Source organism: Mesoflavibacter zeaxanthinifaciens DSM 18436, from assembly GCF_000422365.1.
GTDB lineage: Bacteria > Bacteroidota > Bacteroidia > Flavobacteriales > Flavobacteriaceae > Mesoflavibacter > Mesoflavibacter zeaxanthinifaciens.
Map to the genome: position 1 here is coordinate 18,721 of NZ_AULQ01000009.1, position 17,050 is coordinate 35,770.

Sequence of the window (17,050 nt, forward strand, 5' to 3'; positions counted from 1 at the left end):
GGGCGCGTAGCTCAGTTGGTTCAGAGCACTTGGTTTACACCCAAGGGGTCAGGGGTTCGAATCCCTTCGCGCCCACAAAAAAAAGGTCTTCTTTTGAAGACCTTTTTTATTTTATAATAATTCTAAAACTCTTTCTAGAGCCATACCTCTAGATCCTTTTATTAGGATAGTTGAGTTCTTAATTTCTCTAAAGTTTAATTTGAAATTTTCAAAAGAAGAAAATTTTTCAATTTTATCGTTTTTACTAGATACTTTATTAAAGTTTTCTCCGATAAGATAAATTTTATCAAGATTTAGTTTTGTAACCAAGTCAGCTATATTTTGATGTTCTATTGATGCATCATTTCCTAATTCAAACATATCACCTAAAATAGCTATTTTACGCTTATCAGAAAGCTTATTTAAGTTGTCTAATGCAACTTCCATACTAGAAGGATTTGCATTGTAAGCATCCATTATTATTTGGTTGTTCCCTTTTTGTATTATTTGTGATCTATTATTGGTAGGTACGTAACTTTCAATAGCAGATTTAATATCATCTGTTGATACTTTAAAGTGTTTACCAATTGTTGTTGCGGCACAAAGGTTTGTAAAGTTATATGTGCCTATTAATTTTGATTCAATTATTGTATTGTCAAAAAAGAAAGCTACAAATGGGTTTACTTCTTTAAATTCTATTTGGTAATCACATTCTTCCTTAGAAGAAGAGAAACTTATTGTTTTTTTATAGTCTTTTAATTTTTGTTGCTGAATTTTATCATCACCATTCATGAAGATGTCTTTATTATTTTCAATTAAGTGATCATATAATTCGCTTTTACCTTTTATGATTCCTTCAACACCTCCAAATCCTTCTAGGTGTGCTTTTCCGAAGTTTGTTATGTATCCGTAATCAGGCTCAGCTATTTTGCATAAAAACTGAATTTCTTTTTGATGATTCGCACCCATTTCTACTATACCTATTTCGGTATTTTTATTCATAGAAAGTAGTGTAAGTGGTACACCAATATGATTATTTAGGTTACCTATAGTAGCTACAGTTCTATATTTTTTAGAAAGTACGGTATTAATTAATTCTTTAGTTGTTGTTTTTCCGTTACTTCCGGTTAAGGCTATAATGGGTAAGTCTAAATGTTTTCTATGATAGTTTGCTAATTTTTGTAAAGTTTCTAGTGCGTTTTTTACGCAAATAGTTTTATTATCTATAATATACTCTTCTTGATCAATTATAGCATATTTAGCGCCTTTTTCTAGTGCTTGTTTAGCAAAAGTATTGCCGTTAAAATTATCGCCGCTTAGAGCAATAAATAAACAGTCTTTAAATATTTTTCTTGTGTCTGTACATACACCTGTACAGTTCAAAAATTTATTATGTATTTGTTCTATTGTCATAAAATAAAAGTATAAAAAAAGTCCTAACAAATTTGTTAGGACTTTTAATTTATTCAAACATTTATTGAATTAGTTTTTTGTTTTGCGGTTACCTTTTGATTTAGATCCAACTCTTGACATAGCACATCTAAAACCAATATAGTCTGTTGCCATGTTTTGAGGATAGTAACGTCTTTGTGCTGGGTCTAACCAGTACTCTCTGTCTTTCCAAGATCCACCTTTATAAACTCTTACCTCGTCGTTTATTAAAGAAGTACGTCTATCTGATTTGTCGTATTCTCTAATAAAGTTTCCTGCAGAATCTACCTCGATGTTGTGTTTAGGTGAGTTGTACATTTTTCTTGTAAACTCATCTGTAGAAGCTTCACCTTCTTCTTCATCAAAGTCTGTGTAGTATCTTGAAGATTGAACATCTCCATCTCTAAAGTTTCTGTTGTCGCTTCTATCAAAGTTTGTACGTAAGTATGTTTCTTTTTCATCAACTGGTTGTGTAGCAATTTCTCCAGGTAGATCTCTTGCAATTACATCTCCATTTGGAAGTGTGTCAAAAACAATTTCATCAGTAGTTACTACTTTAACAGTACCTTCTTCTGTAATAACGTTTTTAGTATAAACGTTACCTCTGTAATAGTTAAAGTCATTAAATTCGTCATCTACTATAGGTCTGTAAACATCAGCAACCCATTCTGCAACGTTTCCTGCCATGTCGTATAAACCAAAATCATTTGGATCGTAAGATTTTACTTGAGCAGTAATGTCTGCGCCATCATCAGACCATCCAGCGATACCACCGTAGTCACCTTTACCTTGTTTAAAGTTAGCTAATTGATCACCTCTAATCTTACGTTTTCCTGATCTTGTATATTGTCCATCCCAAGGATATTTTTTACGACCTCTATATACATTATAACTTCTTACTTCAGATAAGCCTAATGCTGCATATTCCCATTCTGCTTCAGTAGGAAGTCTGTATTTAGGAGAAATTAATCCTGTTTCTCTAGACGCATAAACATTAATTTCTTCTCCTGCTGCATTTGTTTGAGCTTTTAATTTTCCACCTCTTAAAACATCTTCGTTTCCTCCGTAAGTTTGAGTTGGACTATTAATATATGTATCAGTGCTAAAGTTAGCGTCTGCAGTTGCTTCTAATTCGCTACCTTGTTTTAGGTATCCGTTTTCTTGAAGTTGTAATTCGTTAACACGATCTGTTCTCCAGTTAGCAAATTCGACAGCTTGTATCCAACTTACACCAACTACAGGATATTCTCCATAACCTGGGTGACGTAAATAGTTTTCTGTCATAACTTCATTGTATCCTAAACGGTTTCTCCATACTAATGTATCTGGTAAAACACCGTTATATATTGCTCTAAAGTTTTCTTCTTCTGGTGGATATGTTCTTTTAATCCAATCTAAATACTCTAGGTACATTTTGTTAGTTACCTCAGTTTCATCCATGTAAAAAGATTGAACGTGTTGTTGTGTAGGAGTATTGTTCCAGTCATGCATAACATCGTCTTGGACTCTACCCATTGTAAAAGTTCCTCCTTCAACAAAAACTAATCCTGGAGCTGTTTCTTGCTCTTTAAATTTGGTGTTATATTGAAAACCACCATCTTTAGAGTTAATGTCCCATCCTGTAGCTCTTGAAGTGTTTGAGCCACCACCAGATCTTTTACAACCTACCAAGGTTAGAGATACTGCTAAAACTAGACATAACCTTGATAAAAATACTTTTTTCATATTCATGCGTTTAGAATAAAAATGTTTTTAAGAGGACGCAATATAAGAATTATACCCAACACTACAAGAGATTTTAGCTTTTTTGAATAAAAAAAATATTGCACTTAATCCTATTTATTTACTTTACAACGATGTTTTGTGTCAATTTTATCGTTGTTTTCAGTCACTATAACGTGTTTATTTCAATTTTATTATTGTAATTTTGAAACTGTTTTATGAAATTATTAAGAATTAAATAATATCATATAAAATTAGACGTTATTATTGCAATGAAAAAGATTTTAATTGTACTTGCTGTACTATTTGTTTTGCCACTTTTTTCTCAACAGAAAAGTGTAACCTTAAATTGGGATTCGTACAAAACACTTAAAGCAGATGGCTTTTCGGTTGTTGTTCCAGCTTTTTTACCTGAAGAAAATTTTAATTTTGATTTAGATAATGGTGTTATTTATTCTAACGAATGGAAAACATCAATACCAGTTAATGAAAATTCTGTAAACCTATCCAATGTAACCTATCAAACAGTAACTATAGAAGAGCTAAAGGGATTAAAACTCTCTTCAATTCCTTCTACTTTAGAATATTCTTTAAAAAATGCGAGAGGGAGAAAAGATAGCTATGCTGTATTTAGGCTTAAAACCTTTGTTAAAGAAGGAAACCGTATAAAAAGGATGAAGTCTTTTACTATTAATTACACTACTAGTAATTCAAATTCTTTTAGAAGTTCAAGTTCTTTTTCTGTGACTAACTCAGTATTAGCAAACGGAAGCTGGTATAAGTTTGAAGTCCAAAAATCTGGAGTCTATATTTTAAATAAATCTTTTTTAAGTCAACTAGGAGTTAATGTAGATAACGTAGATCCAAGAAATATCAAGATATATGGTTATGGCGGAATGATGATGCCTTACAATAACGTAGCAAATTTTCCTTTTGATCCAATTGAAAACGCAATTAAAGTAGTAGGAGAAACGGATGGTGTTTTTAATGATTCTGATTATATATTATTTTATGCTCAAGGACCATCTGCAGATGTTTATAATACAAGTATTAATACTAATATAAATCCTTATACCGATAAAACGGTTTACTATATAAATATAAGCTCTGGCAATGGTAAACGTATACAGAATTACATACAACCAACAGGAAGTGTTAGTGCATCATTTACTACTTTTCATGACTATAAATTTCATGAAGTAGACGAAAGAAATCTTGTTTTTGTAGGGCGAAGATGGTTTGGAGAAGAATTTAATGTAGAAAACTCTCAAAGCTTTAGCTTTGATTTTCCTAATTTAGTTGTTACAGAACCAGTAAATGTTAGAGTGCATACCGCATCTACCGCATCTAATAGTACAACTTTTGGAGTTAGTGTTAATGGTACTCAAATAGGTAGTATTAATCATTCTAGCGCAAATTCTTCAGATGGCGTTTATGCTACAGGCGGTAGTCTTACTCAAAATATTAATGTAAGTTCAAATACGATCAATGTTGGTTTAAATTACAATAACCAAGGTAATCCAAGTGCAAATGGATATTTAGATTATATAGGTATAGAAGCAGTAAGAGATTTAGATTTTATTGGTGATCAATTTAAATTCTTTAACCGATTAGCTTTTCAAGGAACTGGTGTAGCATCTTACACTTTATCAAATGCAAGTCAAGTTCAAGAAGTTTGGAATATTACAGATTTATATAACGTATCTTCAATTGTAAATGAAGGAAACGCTACATTAAATTTTAATACAAATTTAGGTGTAGAGAATAAATTTGTAGCAGTAACCTCTCAAGACTATTACATACCTACCATACCACAAAATGCTATAGTTGGTAATCAAAATTTAAAAGGCTCAATTTTTTTAGATAACAACGGAAACTTTCAGGATATTGATTATTTAATACTAACAACAACTTCTCATTTAGGACAAGCTAATCGTTTGGCTCAAATTAATCGTGAAAAATATGGGTTAAATGTAAAGGTTGTAACGCTTGGCTCTATTTATAAAGAATTTGCTACTGGTAACCCAGATATTGCAGCTATAAGAAATTTTGTAAAATACGTTTATGATAATGCAAGTTCACCAGAAAATAAACTTAAATACCTGTGCCTTTTTGGAGACTCGTCATTTGATTACAAAGGAAGAATTTCATCAAACACATATAATTTTCCAACATGGAATGCTTACAGTAGTTTTAATCTTTCTAACTCTTTTATTTCAGATGACTTTTATGGGTATTTAGATTTAGGAGAAGGAAACTTAGATGCTTATAACAGTGCAAATAAATTAGATGTTGCAATAGGTCGTATCGTAGCAGATTCTCCACAATTAGCAAAAGATATGGTAGATAAAATTGTTACTTATCACTCTAAAGATGCTTTAGGTGGTTGGAGAAACAACTTTGTAGTTATATCAGATGATGTGGATGAACAATGGGAAGCAACTCTGCAAGAGACAACAGATCAAATAGCTAATGAAGTGTCTTTAAATAAACCTTATATAAATGTAACAAAAATTCATTCAGATGCTTATCAACAAGTGGCTTCTGCTGGAGGAGATAGATATCCAGAAGTAAATGTTGCGATTGCAAATGCAATAGAAAAAGGAGCTTTAGTTGTAGATTATTTTGGACATGGAGGAGAAGATGGTTTAGCAAAAGAGCGTATCATGCAAAAACCAGACGTACAAGCATTAAATAACGAGTGTAAATTAAATCTGTTTATTACCGTAACTTGTGAATTTACAAGATTTGATAACCCTTTAAGAGAAACTGCTGGAGAATTAATTTATTGGAATAAAGATGCAGGAGCAATAGGTTTAATAACCACTACTAGACAAATATTTGTAACAGTAGGAAGAGATTTTAATGAAATATTGAAAGAATATTTATTTTCTTTTAGTGATCAAGATACTTATGCCGATCATGAATATCCTAGTGCTGCAGAAGCTTTAAGATTAGCAAAAAATGATCCATCATTTACATCATCTCAAAAGAGTCTAGCGTTTTTTATCGGTGATCCTGCATTAAAGTTAGCATTTCCTCAGCCTAATATAAGACTAACAAAAATAAATGATGTTCCTGTAGGCCAAAACACAGATGTTCTACAAGCGTTAAGTTACGCTAAGCTTTCTGGAGAGGTAACAGATGTTAATGGAAATGTGTTAACAGACTACAATGGTACTTTAACAGCAACAATCTATGATAAAGAAATTGAAAGACAAACCTTAGCTAACGATAATACAACAAATAATAACGGGACTATTTATTTAGATTTTACAACTTTAGGAGCATTAGTGTTTAGAGGTCAAGCTTCTGTAACCAATGGGCAATTTGAGTTTGATTTTATCGTTCCCAAAGATATAGGTATACCTGTAGGGTATGGAAAAGTTAGTTTTTATGCTGTAAAAGAAGATTCTTTAGAAGATAAATCAGGAGCTAGTGTTAATACACTACAAATTGGAGGTATAAATCCAGATGCAGCAGAAGATAATTTACCACCAACAATCCAATTATATATGAATGATGAAACTTTTGTTTCTGGAGGAATTACTAACGAGTCACCAATGATCTTAGCAAAATTAGAAGATGAAAACGGTATTAATACAGCAAGTGGTATCGGGCATGATATAGTTGCGATTTTAGATGGTGATGAGGTTAACCCATTTGTGTTAAATGATTACTACACTGCAGATGTAGACAATTATACTAAAGGGTCATTAACTTATCCATTAAGAAATTTAGAGCCAGGCTTACACACCTTATCACTAAAGGCATGGGATGTATACAATAATTCTTCTACTACCGAGATACAATTTGTAGTGCATGAAGAAAATGAAAATTTAGTATTAACAAACGTCTTAAACTATCCAAACCCTTTCGTAAATTATACTGAGTTTTGGTTTAGTCACAATAGCTCAGAAGCATTAAATATTTCAGTTCAGATATTTACAATATCAGGTAAATTGGTGAGAACACTTAACGGGACAACAGGAGCAAACGGAGGTTCTTGTTGTGGTGGCTCTGCAGCAGGAACTTCGAGAGATATTATTTGGGACGGACGTGACGATTTTGGTCAAAAAATAGGAAAAGGAACTTATATTTATAAACTAAAAGTACATTCGCCTTCAACAAATAAAACCACAGAGAAAATAGAGAAACTTGTAATACTATAATAATAAATTATATTTGCTAACAAATTATATATATGAAAAATAGATTTTTAATGGTGCTGGTGTTATTAACATCTTTTTATGGACTAGCACAAGAAAATGTAGTAGAGATATCTCCTTATCAAGATAGTAGAGTAATTACTACAGGAGTACCTTTTTTATTAATAGCACCAGATGCACGTGCTGCATCACTAGGAGATATGGGTGTAGCTACATCTGTAGACGCTTTTTCTCAGCAATGGAATGCTTCAAAATATGTTTTTTCAGAAGATAAATCTGGAGTAGCAATAAGTTACACACCATATCTAAGTAAGTTGGTTAATGATATTTTCTTAGGAAATGTAACATACTTTAATAGAATAAATGAAAATAGTGCTTTTGCTGCAAGTTTTAAATATTTTTCTTTAGGAGATATAGAATTTGTTGAAGATGAATTTTCTGAAGCATTAATACAAAGACCTAATGAGTTTACTGTCGATTTATCATACGGACTTAGATTAAGCGACCAATTTGGTATGGCAGTTACAATGCGTTATTTAAGATCAGATTTAAAACTAAATACTGGTAATAATGATAACTCGGCAGCAAGTACATTTGGCGTAGATATTTCAGGTTTTTATCAAAGTGAAGAAGAAGCTTACAGTGATTTTAATGGTCGCTGGCGTGGTGGATTTGCTATCCAAAATATCGGACCTAAATTTAAGTATGACGAAGCAGGTGTAGAAAACTTTCAGCCAACCAACTTAAGATTAGGAGGAGGATTTGATTTCATATTTGATGAATATAACAAATTAGCTGTTACAGCAGAAGTATCAAAATTATTAGTGCCAACACCACCGCAAAGAGGTAGAAGATTAGAATATATAGATAACAACGGAGAACCAGGTTATCAAGCAGATGCAGATGAGCTAGTTAGTGATGATGCCAATTACATAATAGCAGGACAAGATAATGATGTACCATTTTTATCAGGGATTTTTCAATCTTTTGGTGATGCACCAGGAGGTTTTAAAGAAGAGTTACAAGAATTTACCTACGCTTTAGGAGCAGAATATGTTTATCAAGATGCATTCTCACTAAGAGCAGGATATTTTAATGAGCACGAAACTAAAGGTGCACGTAAGTTTTTTGCTTTAGGAGCAGGATTTAAATACAACGTGTTAAACTTAGATATGTCGTACTTATTTTCATCATCAAAAGTGCCAAGTCCTTTAGAAGGAACATTAAGGTTTTCTCTAACCTTTAACCTTGGAGCTGGAGAATACGATGAATATTGAAAATATTAAAAAGACGTTAAAAAGAAACTATTGCGAAAGCAATAGTTTTTTTGTCTATAATTGTTTAGTATCTTTATTAATATGAAAGAAGTGAAAATAGAAACAACTTTGCAGGTTTATGATCATTTAAATGATACACCAAAAGAAGTTCAAGATTTAATGGAACAAGCAATAAGTGCCAGAGAAAAAGCTTATGCACCATATTCTAAATTTAATGTAGGCGCTGCTTTGCTATTAGAAAACAAAGAAATAATAACAGGTAGCAATCAAGAAAACGCTTCATATCCTTCAGGATTATGTGCAGAACGTACGGCAATTTATTTTGCAGGAGCTAAATATCCTGAAGAAAAAATAATAAGAATGGCTATTTCTGCAAGTTCAAAAATACATACAACAATAACACCAATACCTCCTTGTGGAGCTTGTAGACAAGCTATATCAGAGTATGAAAACAAACAAAACCATCCAATAGAAATTTATTTTATGGGAGAATCAGGGAAAGTAGTAAGGTCTAACTCTTTAGCTAATCTTTTACCATTAGGTTTTGATAAAAGCTACCTATAACGATTTCGTTAATTTTTTATTATTTTCAGTTTTTTCATTACTAACTAAAGTGTTACTTTTGTTAATCGGTAAAACTATAAACGTCACCAATGCAAAAAATAACTAAAGAAACGTATTTAAAATGGTATGAAGACATGCTGTTTTGGAGAAAGTTTGAAGACAAACTAGCAGCAGTTTACATTCAACAAAAAGTTAGAGGTTTTCTACACCTTTACAACGGTCAAGAAGCAGTATTAGCAGGAGCATTACATGCTATGGACTTAACTAAAGACAAGATGATTACTGCTTATCGTAATCACGTGCAACCTATAGGAATGGGTGTAGACCCTAAAAGAGTAATGGCAGAGCTTTATGGTAAAGCAACTGGTACATCTCAAGGTTTAGGTGGTTCAATGCATATTTTTTCTAAAGAACACCGTTTTTACGGTGGTCACGGTATTGTTGGAGGACAAATACCTTTAGGAGCAGGTATTGCTTTTGGTGATAAATATCACGATAGCGATGCGGTAACAATTTGCTGTTTTGGTGATGGTGCTGCAAGACAAGGATCATTACACGAGTCTTTTAACTTAGCTATGTTATGGAAATTACCAGTAGTCTTTGTTTGTGAAAACAATGGTTACGCTATGGGTACATCTGTAGAGCGTACCGCCAACCATACAGACATATGGAAGTTAGGTTTAGGTTACGAAATGCCTTGTGGACCAGTAGACGGTATGAATCCAATTAAAGTTGCAGAAGCTTTTGACGAAGCTATCCAACGTGCAAGAAAAGGTGGCGGACCAACATTTTTAGAGGTTAAAACTTACAGATATAGAGGTCACTCTATGTCAGATGCACAACACTATCGTACAAAAGAAGAAGTAGAAGAATACAAGAAAATAGATCCTATTACGCAAGTAAAAGATATTATTTTAGAAGAAAAATACGCTACAGAAGAAGAGATTAAGCAGATTGATAAGCGCGTAAAAAAATTAGTTTCAGAATGTGAGAAATTTGCAGAAGAGTCTCCATTCCCAGAAAAGAATGTAATGTACGATTCTGTATACGAACAAGAAGATTATCCATTTATACAACACAAATTATAAGCTATGGCAGAAGTAATAAATATGCCTCGTTTGAGTGACACCATGGAAGAAGGAACTGTCGCAACTTGGTTAAAAAAAGTAGGTGATAAAGTTGAAGAAGGTGATATTTTAGCAGAAATTGAAACCGATAAAGCAACAATGGAGTTTGAGTCTTTTTACGAAGGGACATTATTACATATTGGTGTTCAAGAAGGAGAAACTACTAAAGTAGACGAGCTTTTAGCGATTATAGGAGAAGAAGGTGAAGATATTTCAAGCCTTTTAGATGGTAAATCTTCAACAAAAGAAGAAGAGAAGTCAGAAGAAAATACAGATGATAAAGAAGACACTTCTGAAGATAATTCATCTGAAAGTAGTTCAGAAGAATTACCAGAAGGCGTTACAATAGTAACAATGCCTCGATTAAGCGATACAATGGAAGAAGGTACTGTTGCAACTTGGCTTAAAAAAGTTGGTGATGCAGTAGAAGAAGGAGATATCTTAGCAGAAATCGAAACTGATAAAGCGACGATGGAGTTTGAGTCGTTTCAATCAGGTACGTTATTACACATTGGTTTAGAAGAAGGACAATCTGCAAAAGTAGATGCTTTATTAGCTATTTTAGGACCTGAAGGAACAGATGTTTCAGGTGTTGCTAAAAACTTCAAAGCTGGCGGAGATGCTTCAGCTAAAAAAGAAGAAGCTCCTAAAAAAGAGTCTAAACCAGAGCCTAAAAAAGAAACGCCAAAACAAGACACTAAAACAGAATCTAAACCTGTTGCTCAGCCAACTCAAACAGCTTCTGGAGGACGCATTTTTGTGTCGCCATTAGCTAAGAAAATGGCAGACGAAAAAGGAATTAACTTATCTCAAGTTAAAGGTTCTGGAGAAAACGGTCGTATTGTAAAGCGTGATATAGAAAACTTTACTCCAGCAGCACAATCTGCTCAAGTTGGTAAGTTTGTACCTTCAGGTCAAGAAGATTTTGATGAAGTGCCAAACAGCCAAATGCGTAAAGCAATTGCTAAAAACTTGGCTAAATCTAAGTTTACTGCACCGCATTACTACTTAAATGTAGAGTTTGATATGGATAATGCAATAGCATTCCGTACGCAATACAACTCTTTACCAGATACAAAAATTTCATTTAATGATATGGTTGTAAAAGCTTGTGCATTGGCATTAAAGCAACATCCACAAGTAAACTCTCAGTGGTTTGACGATAAGATGAAATTAAACAATCACGTTCACATTGGTGTGGCAGTAGCTGTAGAAGATGGTTTACTAGTACCAGTTGTAAAGTTTGCTAATGAGCAATCTTTGCCTCAAATTGGTGCTGCGGTAAAAGATTTTGCAGGTAGAGCTAGAAATAAAAAATTAAGTTTAGATGAGATGGAAGGAAGCACATTCACTATTTCTAACTTAGGTATGTTTGGAATAGAAAGCTTTACATCTATCATCAATCAACCTAACTCAGCTATTCTATCTGTTGGAGCAATCGTACAAAAACCTGTTGTTAAAAACGGTCAGATTGTACCTGGTAACACAATGAAATTAACTTTAGCGTGTGATCACAGAACAGTAGATGGAGCTACAGGAGCGCAATTCCTTCAAACATTAAAAGGATATATAGAAAACCCTGTAACAATGCTAGTTTAAATTTCCGCGTAAGCGAAAACTAAATAAAATAAAAACCTGTTTCATCTTATTTGAAGCAGGTTTTTTTAACTTTATAATCCAAAATAATTGAGATGAAAAACATAATAATAACAGGGACAAGTCGCGGAATTGGTTTTGAATTAGTTCAAATCTTTGCGCAAAAAGGTTGTAATATATTAGCATTATCAAGAAACGAGCAACCCGTTATTGATCTTAATTTGCAAAATGTTACTTCGTTTTCTTTTGATTTAGGTAAAGAAGACGATTATCATAAAGTTGAAGATTTTATAAAAGCCAATTGGCAACAAGTTGATGTACTTATTAATAATGCTGGAGCTTTGTTAAACAAACCTTTTGTAGAAACATCTATATCTGATTTTGAATACGTGTATAAAACTAACGTTTTTGGTGTAGCCGAAATGACAAGAGTCGTAATTCCTTTTATGGCAAAAGAAAGTCATGTGGTTACAGTAAGTTCTATGGGTGGAGTACAAGGTAGTATGAAGTTTCCTGGTTTAGCAGCGTATAGTTCTAGTAAAGGTGCTGTTATTACTTTAACCGAATTATTAGCTGAAGAGTTTAAAGAAACTGGACCAAGTTTTAATGTATTGGCTTTAGGCGCTGTACAAACTGAGATGCTAGAAGAGGCTTTCCCAGGATACATTGCACCAACAACAGCTAAAGAAATGGCAGATTATATAGCTGACTTTTCTTTAAACGGACAAAAATATTATAACGGTAAAATGTTGCAAGTATCAAACTCGACACCTTAAAAATTAGGTGCGCTCTAAAGCTGCATATGCATCTGCACTAGAAAAATTATCCTTATAAAAGATATTATACTGTAAGATTTTTACAATTTTTATTAGCTTTTCAAACTCTTTGTTTTTGTAAGCTTCTTTTAAGTTGTTATGAATTTTAAAAAACATTTCTGTTTTATTAGTTTCTTTATTAACACCATAAAAGAAAAGGATTTCATTTTTTTTAGGTTTAAAAAACTTATAATCTTCTATAATACTTCCTTTGTGATTTTTATAAATCTTTAGGTAAACATTATCAGAATTAATATCTTTATGTAATGCTAATTCGGTTGGTTTAAGTCTGTATCTAGTCACTTTTAAAAACTTAGACGTATCAGACATGTCTTGCGCTTTTACAACAGAAAGTGTCATAAAAAGCAATAGAAAGAGGGAAAACTTCATATGTGCTATTAATCAATTAGAATGTTAGGGAAAACATTAATCTTTATCTAAGAAAAGTAATATAATTTAAAGTTCAAAATAAATTATTGAAAAATATATAAAAAATTAACAAAATCATGGCGTTAACACCTTCAAACCCTTTTCCTTTACATACAATTGCACCAGAGTTTTCTTTAGAAGATTCAGTTACGGGTAAAACTTTTAACTTACAGCAATTAAAAGGAAAACAAGCAACAGTAATTATGTTTATTTGTAATCATTGTCCTTTTGTAATTCATGTAAATAGTAAGCTTGTAGAGTTAGCTAATCAATTTAAAAGTCAAGGCGTTAATTTTATTGCTATTAGTAGTAATGATATTGAAAATTATCCACAAGACGCTCCTGATAAAATGAAAGAAGTTGCTGCAGAAAATAAATATCCATTTCCTTATTTATATGACCCAACACAAGATGTAGCAAAAGCTTATGATGCAGCATGTACACCAGATTTTTATGTTTTTGACAAAGATTTAAAATCTACTTATCATGGACGATTAGATGATAGCAGACCAGGAAACGATAAACCTTTGACAGGTAAAGATTTAATAGCAGCTATCAACGCAACCTTAAATAATGATACACCATTAAAAAATCAGTTACCATCAATGGGTTGTAATATTAAGTGGAAATAATTAGTTAAAACGGCAATTAATATCTTTTAAAAATCATAATTTTGCGCTCAATTTAAAATCATTTTCTAAACAACATGAAGCAAACAACTAACACCATTTTAATGATTCGTCCAGTAAATTTTAGGATGAATGAGCAAACAGCAGTAAATAACTATTTTCAAGAAGAAATAGATTTGAAAAATGCAGAGGTAAATGCTAAAGCACAAGAAGAATTTGATGCGTTTGTAGAAAAATTAAGAAATGTTGGTGTAAATGTAATTGTAGAAGATGATGATATTAAACAAGATACACCAGATTCTATATTCCCTAATAACTGGGTGAGTTTTCATGAAAATGGAGATGTCGCTTTATATCCAATGTTTGCCGAAAATAGAAGAAGAGAAAGAAGGGAAGAAATATTTTTACGTTTAGAAAAAGAAGGTTTTAAAATCAATAATTTTATTGACTATACAGAAGCTGAAGACGAAGATGTATTTTTAGAAGGTACAGGAAGTTTGTTATTAGATCGAACAAACAGAAAAGCTTACTGTGCGTTGTCGCCAAGAGCAGACGAAAGTTTGTTTATAGAATTCTGTGAAGATTTTGAATTTACACCAATAGTTTTTACGGCTAATCAAACCGTAGATGGTAAACGTTTGCCAATATATCATACTAACGTAATGATGTGTTTAGCAGAAACATTTGCTGTTATCTGTTTAGATACAATAGATGATAAAAAAGAACGTAAAAATGTAGTTAAACACTTAGAAGCAGACGGTAAACAAATTATAAAAATTACTGAAAGCCAAATGCATGAATTTGCAGGAAACATGCTTCAAGTTAGAGGTAACGATGACAAGTTATATTTAGTAATGAGTCAATCTGCTCACGACAGTTTAACACCAGAACAAATTAAAATGATTGAAGCACATTGCCCAATACTATCAAGTAGTTTAGAAACTATAGAGACTTGTGGTGGCGGAAGCGCGAGGTGTATGATGGCTGAGGTATTTCTACCGAAGGTGTAGTTCATGTCTCACCAGGATTTTCAACTTTATTTTTTGGTAGTTCTACATAAAAAGTGCTTCCAACATTTACTGTACTTTCTACCCAAATAGATCCTTTATTTAACTCAACTAACTCTTTACATATTGTTAGTCCTAAACCTGTTCCTTTTTCTTTATTAGTACCACGTGTGGTAAAGGTATTATTGCCAAAAATTTTGCTTACGTCTTCTTTTTTAATACCAACACCTGTGTCTGCAACACTAATAATACACTTACCATTACTAATTTGATTAGAAATAGAAATACTATCTCCTCTATTACAGAATTTTACTGCGTTAGCTAAAAGGTTTTGTATAACTATTTCTACCATGCTTCTATCTGCATAAATAAAATCTCTAAGAGTATTATCTATTAGATGTATTCCTTTGGCATCAAGCTTTCTTTCAATAAGTTTTACTTTGTCTGCAAAAACTTCTTGAATATCAAACAAACTAGGTTTTGGTTCTAAAGATTGCATTTGTGACTTAGACCAGTTAAGTAAATTAAACAATAGTAAAGACGCATTATTTGCATTTTCACTTAATTCTGGTAAAAGACTATGAAATTCATCTTGACTTAGTTGTCCATCTTTTAATAAGTCTATAAAGCCTTTTGTAGAGGTTAAAGAGTCTTTTAAGTCATGGGATACAATAGAAAATAGTTTGTCTTTAACTTTATTGATATTTTCTAGATGCTTGCTTTGTTCTAAAATAGCTTCATTTTGAAGCTCTATCTTTTTGTTTTTAGCTTCAAGCTCTCTAGTATACTTTAATTTGTTGTTACGTTTCATTAAAAACAACACAAAAAATGTAAGTAGTACAGCAAATGCAGCTAATAAAGCATAAAAGATAAGTTTGAATTTATCAAACTTATCTTTGCTTACAGAATTAACAGTATCTTCTTTAGTATCTGGGATTAATGTAAGCTCTTTATTTAAAGTTTGTTCTGGCTCTTCAATAATTAAAGGCGTAACTTTTACTTGTTGGCTATCTATTTTTTCTTTTAATTTATGGTAATGACTTTGCCATACAAAAGCACTTTCAAAATTTCCTTTAATAGAATCTAAGGTTTTCATTAACCTGTAGTTTTCCATTAGTACTTCGTCATTATTAGCAATTCTGCTTATATTGGCAGCTTCTAATAATTGTTCTTCAGCAGTTTTTAATCTATTTTGAACAAGATTTAATTCCCCTAAAGCATTTAGGGCAATAGCCATTTCTTTCTTATTATCTACTTCGCGATTTAACTTAATAGCTTCTACTAAATATTTGGCAGATGTTTTGTAATCTTCTTTTTTTAGATAAGCATTACCTAAATACGGTAAAATACTCGCTCTTAAAGCTGTATCTGTAGAATTGGCATAACCTAATGCACTTTCGTAATAACTTATAGCTTGTGTGTAATTCTTTTTAGTAGAATAAATATTACCTAAATCTTTATTTGTCTCTACTAACCTTTTTGTGTTATTACTTTGGTTATCTGCATTAAGACGTTTTAGATTATAAGTTATAGCTTTATCTAAATCTCCAGAAGTTTTATAGGCATTAGCTAAGCTTTTATAGATAGAAGATAAGTCGTCAAAACGGTTCCTTTTTTCAAGCTCATTGATAGAAGAAAGTGCGTAGGATAATCCTTCTTTGTAGTTGCCGTTTTCTATTTCTAAAACACCTAAATTACTGTTTACTTTTGCTACAGCAAGTGTGTCTTTTGTTTTAGAAAATAATAAACGAGCATTTTTTAAGGTGTTTATAGCTCTAGTCTTTTTACCTTCTGCTTGATAGATTTTAGCTTTGTAATATATAATTTTAGCTAAGCCTTGTTTGTAATCAAGGTCATTAGCTAATCTTTCACTTTGTTGTATAAACTTGCTGGCTTTACTAAAATCCTTATTTTCAAACAAAAGTTTAATAATACTAATAGAAGTATTTACCTTTGATGTATCAGGGTTTTGGTAAGCTAATTGTATTGTAAGACTATCCAGTTCTTCGTTTTGCGAAAAACATATGGACCCTACAAAAAACATTAAAAATAAGACGAGTAGTCCCTTCATTTCATTCACACAGTGATAATTAAATAATGGTAGCGATAAACCATTACTTTAAATTATACACATAACTTAGTTTAATTAAAATGAAGAAAATAGAGGGATTTTTCCTTCATGGATATAAAAATGAATAATTATAGTCGTTATACATAATTTTTAAGAGGTAATACCAAAAAATTAGACTAACGGTTAAGTTCATTTTTTTTACCTGAAAAATATGTGTTTTAAAGAAGTGTTTTA

At 31.9% G+C, this 17,050-nt stretch carries 12 protein-coding genes and 1 tRNA gene; 9 read left to right on the forward strand and 4 right to left on the reverse strand.

From position 1 onward, the window contains the following. Positions 1–75, forward strand: a tRNA-Val gene (locus H574_RS0109405). A 36-nt stretch (positions 76–111) separates the two neighbouring features. Here H574_RS0109405 and H574_RS0109410 read toward each other — a convergent pair. After that, the gene (locus H574_RS0109410) at positions 112–1,392 is read right to left on the reverse strand and encodes a UDP-N-acetylmuramoyl-tripeptide--D-alanyl-D-alanine ligase (protein WP_027880335.1); all 1,281 of its coding nucleotides are present in this window, start codon (positions 1,390–1,392) and stop codon (positions 112–114) included. A gap of 69 nt (positions 1,393–1,461) precedes the next feature. Then, positions 1,462–3,141 (reverse strand): gliding motility lipoprotein GldJ, encoded by a 1,680-nt coding sequence (gene gldJ / locus H574_RS0109415; protein WP_027880336.1) that lies wholly within the window; start codon positions 3,139–3,141, stop codon positions 1,462–1,464. A 263-nt stretch (positions 3,142–3,404) separates the two neighbouring features. Between gldJ and porU the strand changes: the two genes are divergently transcribed. The 6 genes from porU to H574_RS0109445 all read left to right on the forward strand — a co-directional run bounded on the left by porU (position 3,405) and on the right by H574_RS0109445 (position 12,641). Next, the gene (gene porU, locus H574_RS0109420; RefSeq protein WP_027880337.1) at positions 3,405–7,304 is read left to right on the forward strand and encodes a type IX secretion system sortase PorU; all 3,900 of its coding nucleotides are present in this window, start codon (positions 3,405–3,407) and stop codon (positions 7,302–7,304) included. A 32-nt stretch (positions 7,305–7,336) separates the two neighbouring features. Beyond that, on the forward strand, positions 7,337–8,578 hold the full coding sequence (porV, locus tag H574_RS0109425) for a type IX secretion system outer membrane channel protein PorV (protein ID WP_027880338.1): 1,242 nt from the start codon (positions 7,337–7,339) through the stop codon (positions 8,576–8,578). Between the two features lie 81 nt (positions 8,579–8,659). Continuing rightward, positions 8,660–9,142 carry a cytidine deaminase gene (gene cdd, locus H574_RS0109430; protein ID WP_027880339.1) on the forward strand — a complete coding sequence of 161 codons (483 nt, stop codon included), beginning with the start codon at positions 8,660–8,662 and terminating at the stop codon, positions 9,140–9,142. Positions 9,143–9,231: 89 nt separating this feature from the next. Further along, positions 9,232–10,230 carry a pyruvate dehydrogenase (acetyl-transferring) E1 component subunit alpha gene (gene pdhA / locus H574_RS0109435; RefSeq protein ID WP_027880340.1) on the forward strand — a complete coding sequence of 333 codons (999 nt, stop codon included), beginning with the start codon at positions 9,232–9,234 and terminating at the stop codon, positions 10,228–10,230. A 3-nt stretch (positions 10,231–10,233) separates the two neighbouring features. Further along, the gene (locus H574_RS0109440) at positions 10,234–11,868 is read left to right on the forward strand and encodes a pyruvate dehydrogenase complex dihydrolipoamide acetyltransferase (RefSeq protein WP_027880341.1); all 1,635 of its coding nucleotides are present in this window, start codon (positions 10,234–10,236) and stop codon (positions 11,866–11,868) included. Between the two features lie 92 nt (positions 11,869–11,960). Further along, positions 11,961–12,641: an SDR family NAD(P)-dependent oxidoreductase gene (locus tag H574_RS0109445; RefSeq protein ID WP_027880342.1), complete on the forward strand. Its 681-nt coding sequence runs from the start codon at positions 11,961–11,963 to the stop codon at positions 12,639–12,641. 3 nt (positions 12,642–12,644) lie between these two features. Here the strand turns inward: H574_RS0109445 and H574_RS0109450 are convergent, their stop codons facing one another. Then, positions 12,645–13,070 carry a hypothetical protein gene (locus H574_RS0109450; RefSeq protein ID WP_155912635.1) on the reverse strand — a complete coding sequence of 142 codons (426 nt, stop codon included), beginning with the start codon at positions 13,068–13,070 and terminating at the stop codon, positions 12,645–12,647. A 116-nt stretch (positions 13,071–13,186) separates the two neighbouring features. Between H574_RS0109450 and H574_RS0109455 the strand changes: the two genes are divergently transcribed. Then, complete coding sequence (locus H574_RS0109455) at positions 13,187–13,741, forward strand: thioredoxin family protein (RefSeq protein ID WP_027880344.1); 555 nt, start codon at positions 13,187–13,189, stop codon at positions 13,739–13,741. 74 nt (positions 13,742–13,815) lie between these two features. Next, a complete protein-coding gene (ctlX, locus tag H574_RS0109460) occupies positions 13,816–14,748 on the forward strand; it encodes a citrulline utilization hydrolase CtlX (protein ID WP_027880345.1) in 933 nt (310 codons plus the stop codon). A gap of 1 nt (position 14,749) precedes the next feature. Here ctlX and H574_RS0109465 read toward each other — a convergent pair whose 3' ends face one another. Next, the gene (locus H574_RS0109465; protein ID WP_027880346.1) at positions 14,750–16,816 is read right to left on the reverse strand and encodes a tetratricopeptide repeat-containing sensor histidine kinase; all 2,067 of its coding nucleotides are present in this window, start codon (positions 16,814–16,816) and stop codon (positions 14,750–14,752) included. Positions 16,817–17,050: the final 234 nt, after the last annotated feature.

Bases quoted from the DNA above. Each gene is read 5' to 3' on its own strand.
- H574_RS0109455 (WP_027880344.1), top strand. From the start codon at position 13,187: ATGGCGTTAACACCTTCAAACCCTTTTCCTTTACATACAATTGCACCA.
- H574_RS0109410 (WP_027880335.1), bottom strand. From the start codon at position 1,392: ATGACAATAGAACAAATACATAATAAATTTTTGAACTGTACAGGTGTA.
- H574_RS0109445 (WP_027880342.1), top strand. From the start codon at position 11,961: ATGAAAAACATAATAATAACAGGGACAAGTCGCGGAATTGGTTTTGAA.
- ctlX (WP_027880345.1), top strand. From the start codon at position 13,816: ATGAAGCAAACAACTAACACCATTTTAATGATTCGTCCAGTAAATTTT.
- H574_RS0109465 (WP_027880346.1), bottom strand. From the start codon at position 16,816: ATGAAGGGACTACTCGTCTTATTTTTAATGTTTTTTGTAGGGTCCATA.
- H574_RS0109450 (WP_155912635.1), bottom strand. From the start codon at position 13,070: ATGAAGTTTTCCCTCTTTCTATTGCTTTTTATGACACTTTCTGTTGTA.
- porV (WP_027880338.1), top strand. From the start codon at position 7,337: ATGAAAAATAGATTTTTAATGGTGCTGGTGTTATTAACATCTTTTTAT.
- pdhA (WP_027880340.1), top strand. From the start codon at position 9,232: ATGCAAAAAATAACTAAAGAAACGTATTTAAAATGGTATGAAGACATG.
- H574_RS0109440 (WP_027880341.1), top strand. From the start codon at position 10,234: ATGGCAGAAGTAATAAATATGCCTCGTTTGAGTGACACCATGGAAGAA.
- gldJ (WP_027880336.1), bottom strand. From the start codon at position 3,141: ATGAATATGAAAAAAGTATTTTTATCAAGGTTATGTCTAGTTTTAGCA.
- cdd (WP_027880339.1), top strand. From the start codon at position 8,660: ATGAAAGAAGTGAAAATAGAAACAACTTTGCAGGTTTATGATCATTTA.
- porU (WP_027880337.1), top strand. From the start codon at position 3,405: ATGAAAAAGATTTTAATTGTACTTGCTGTACTATTTGTTTTGCCACTT.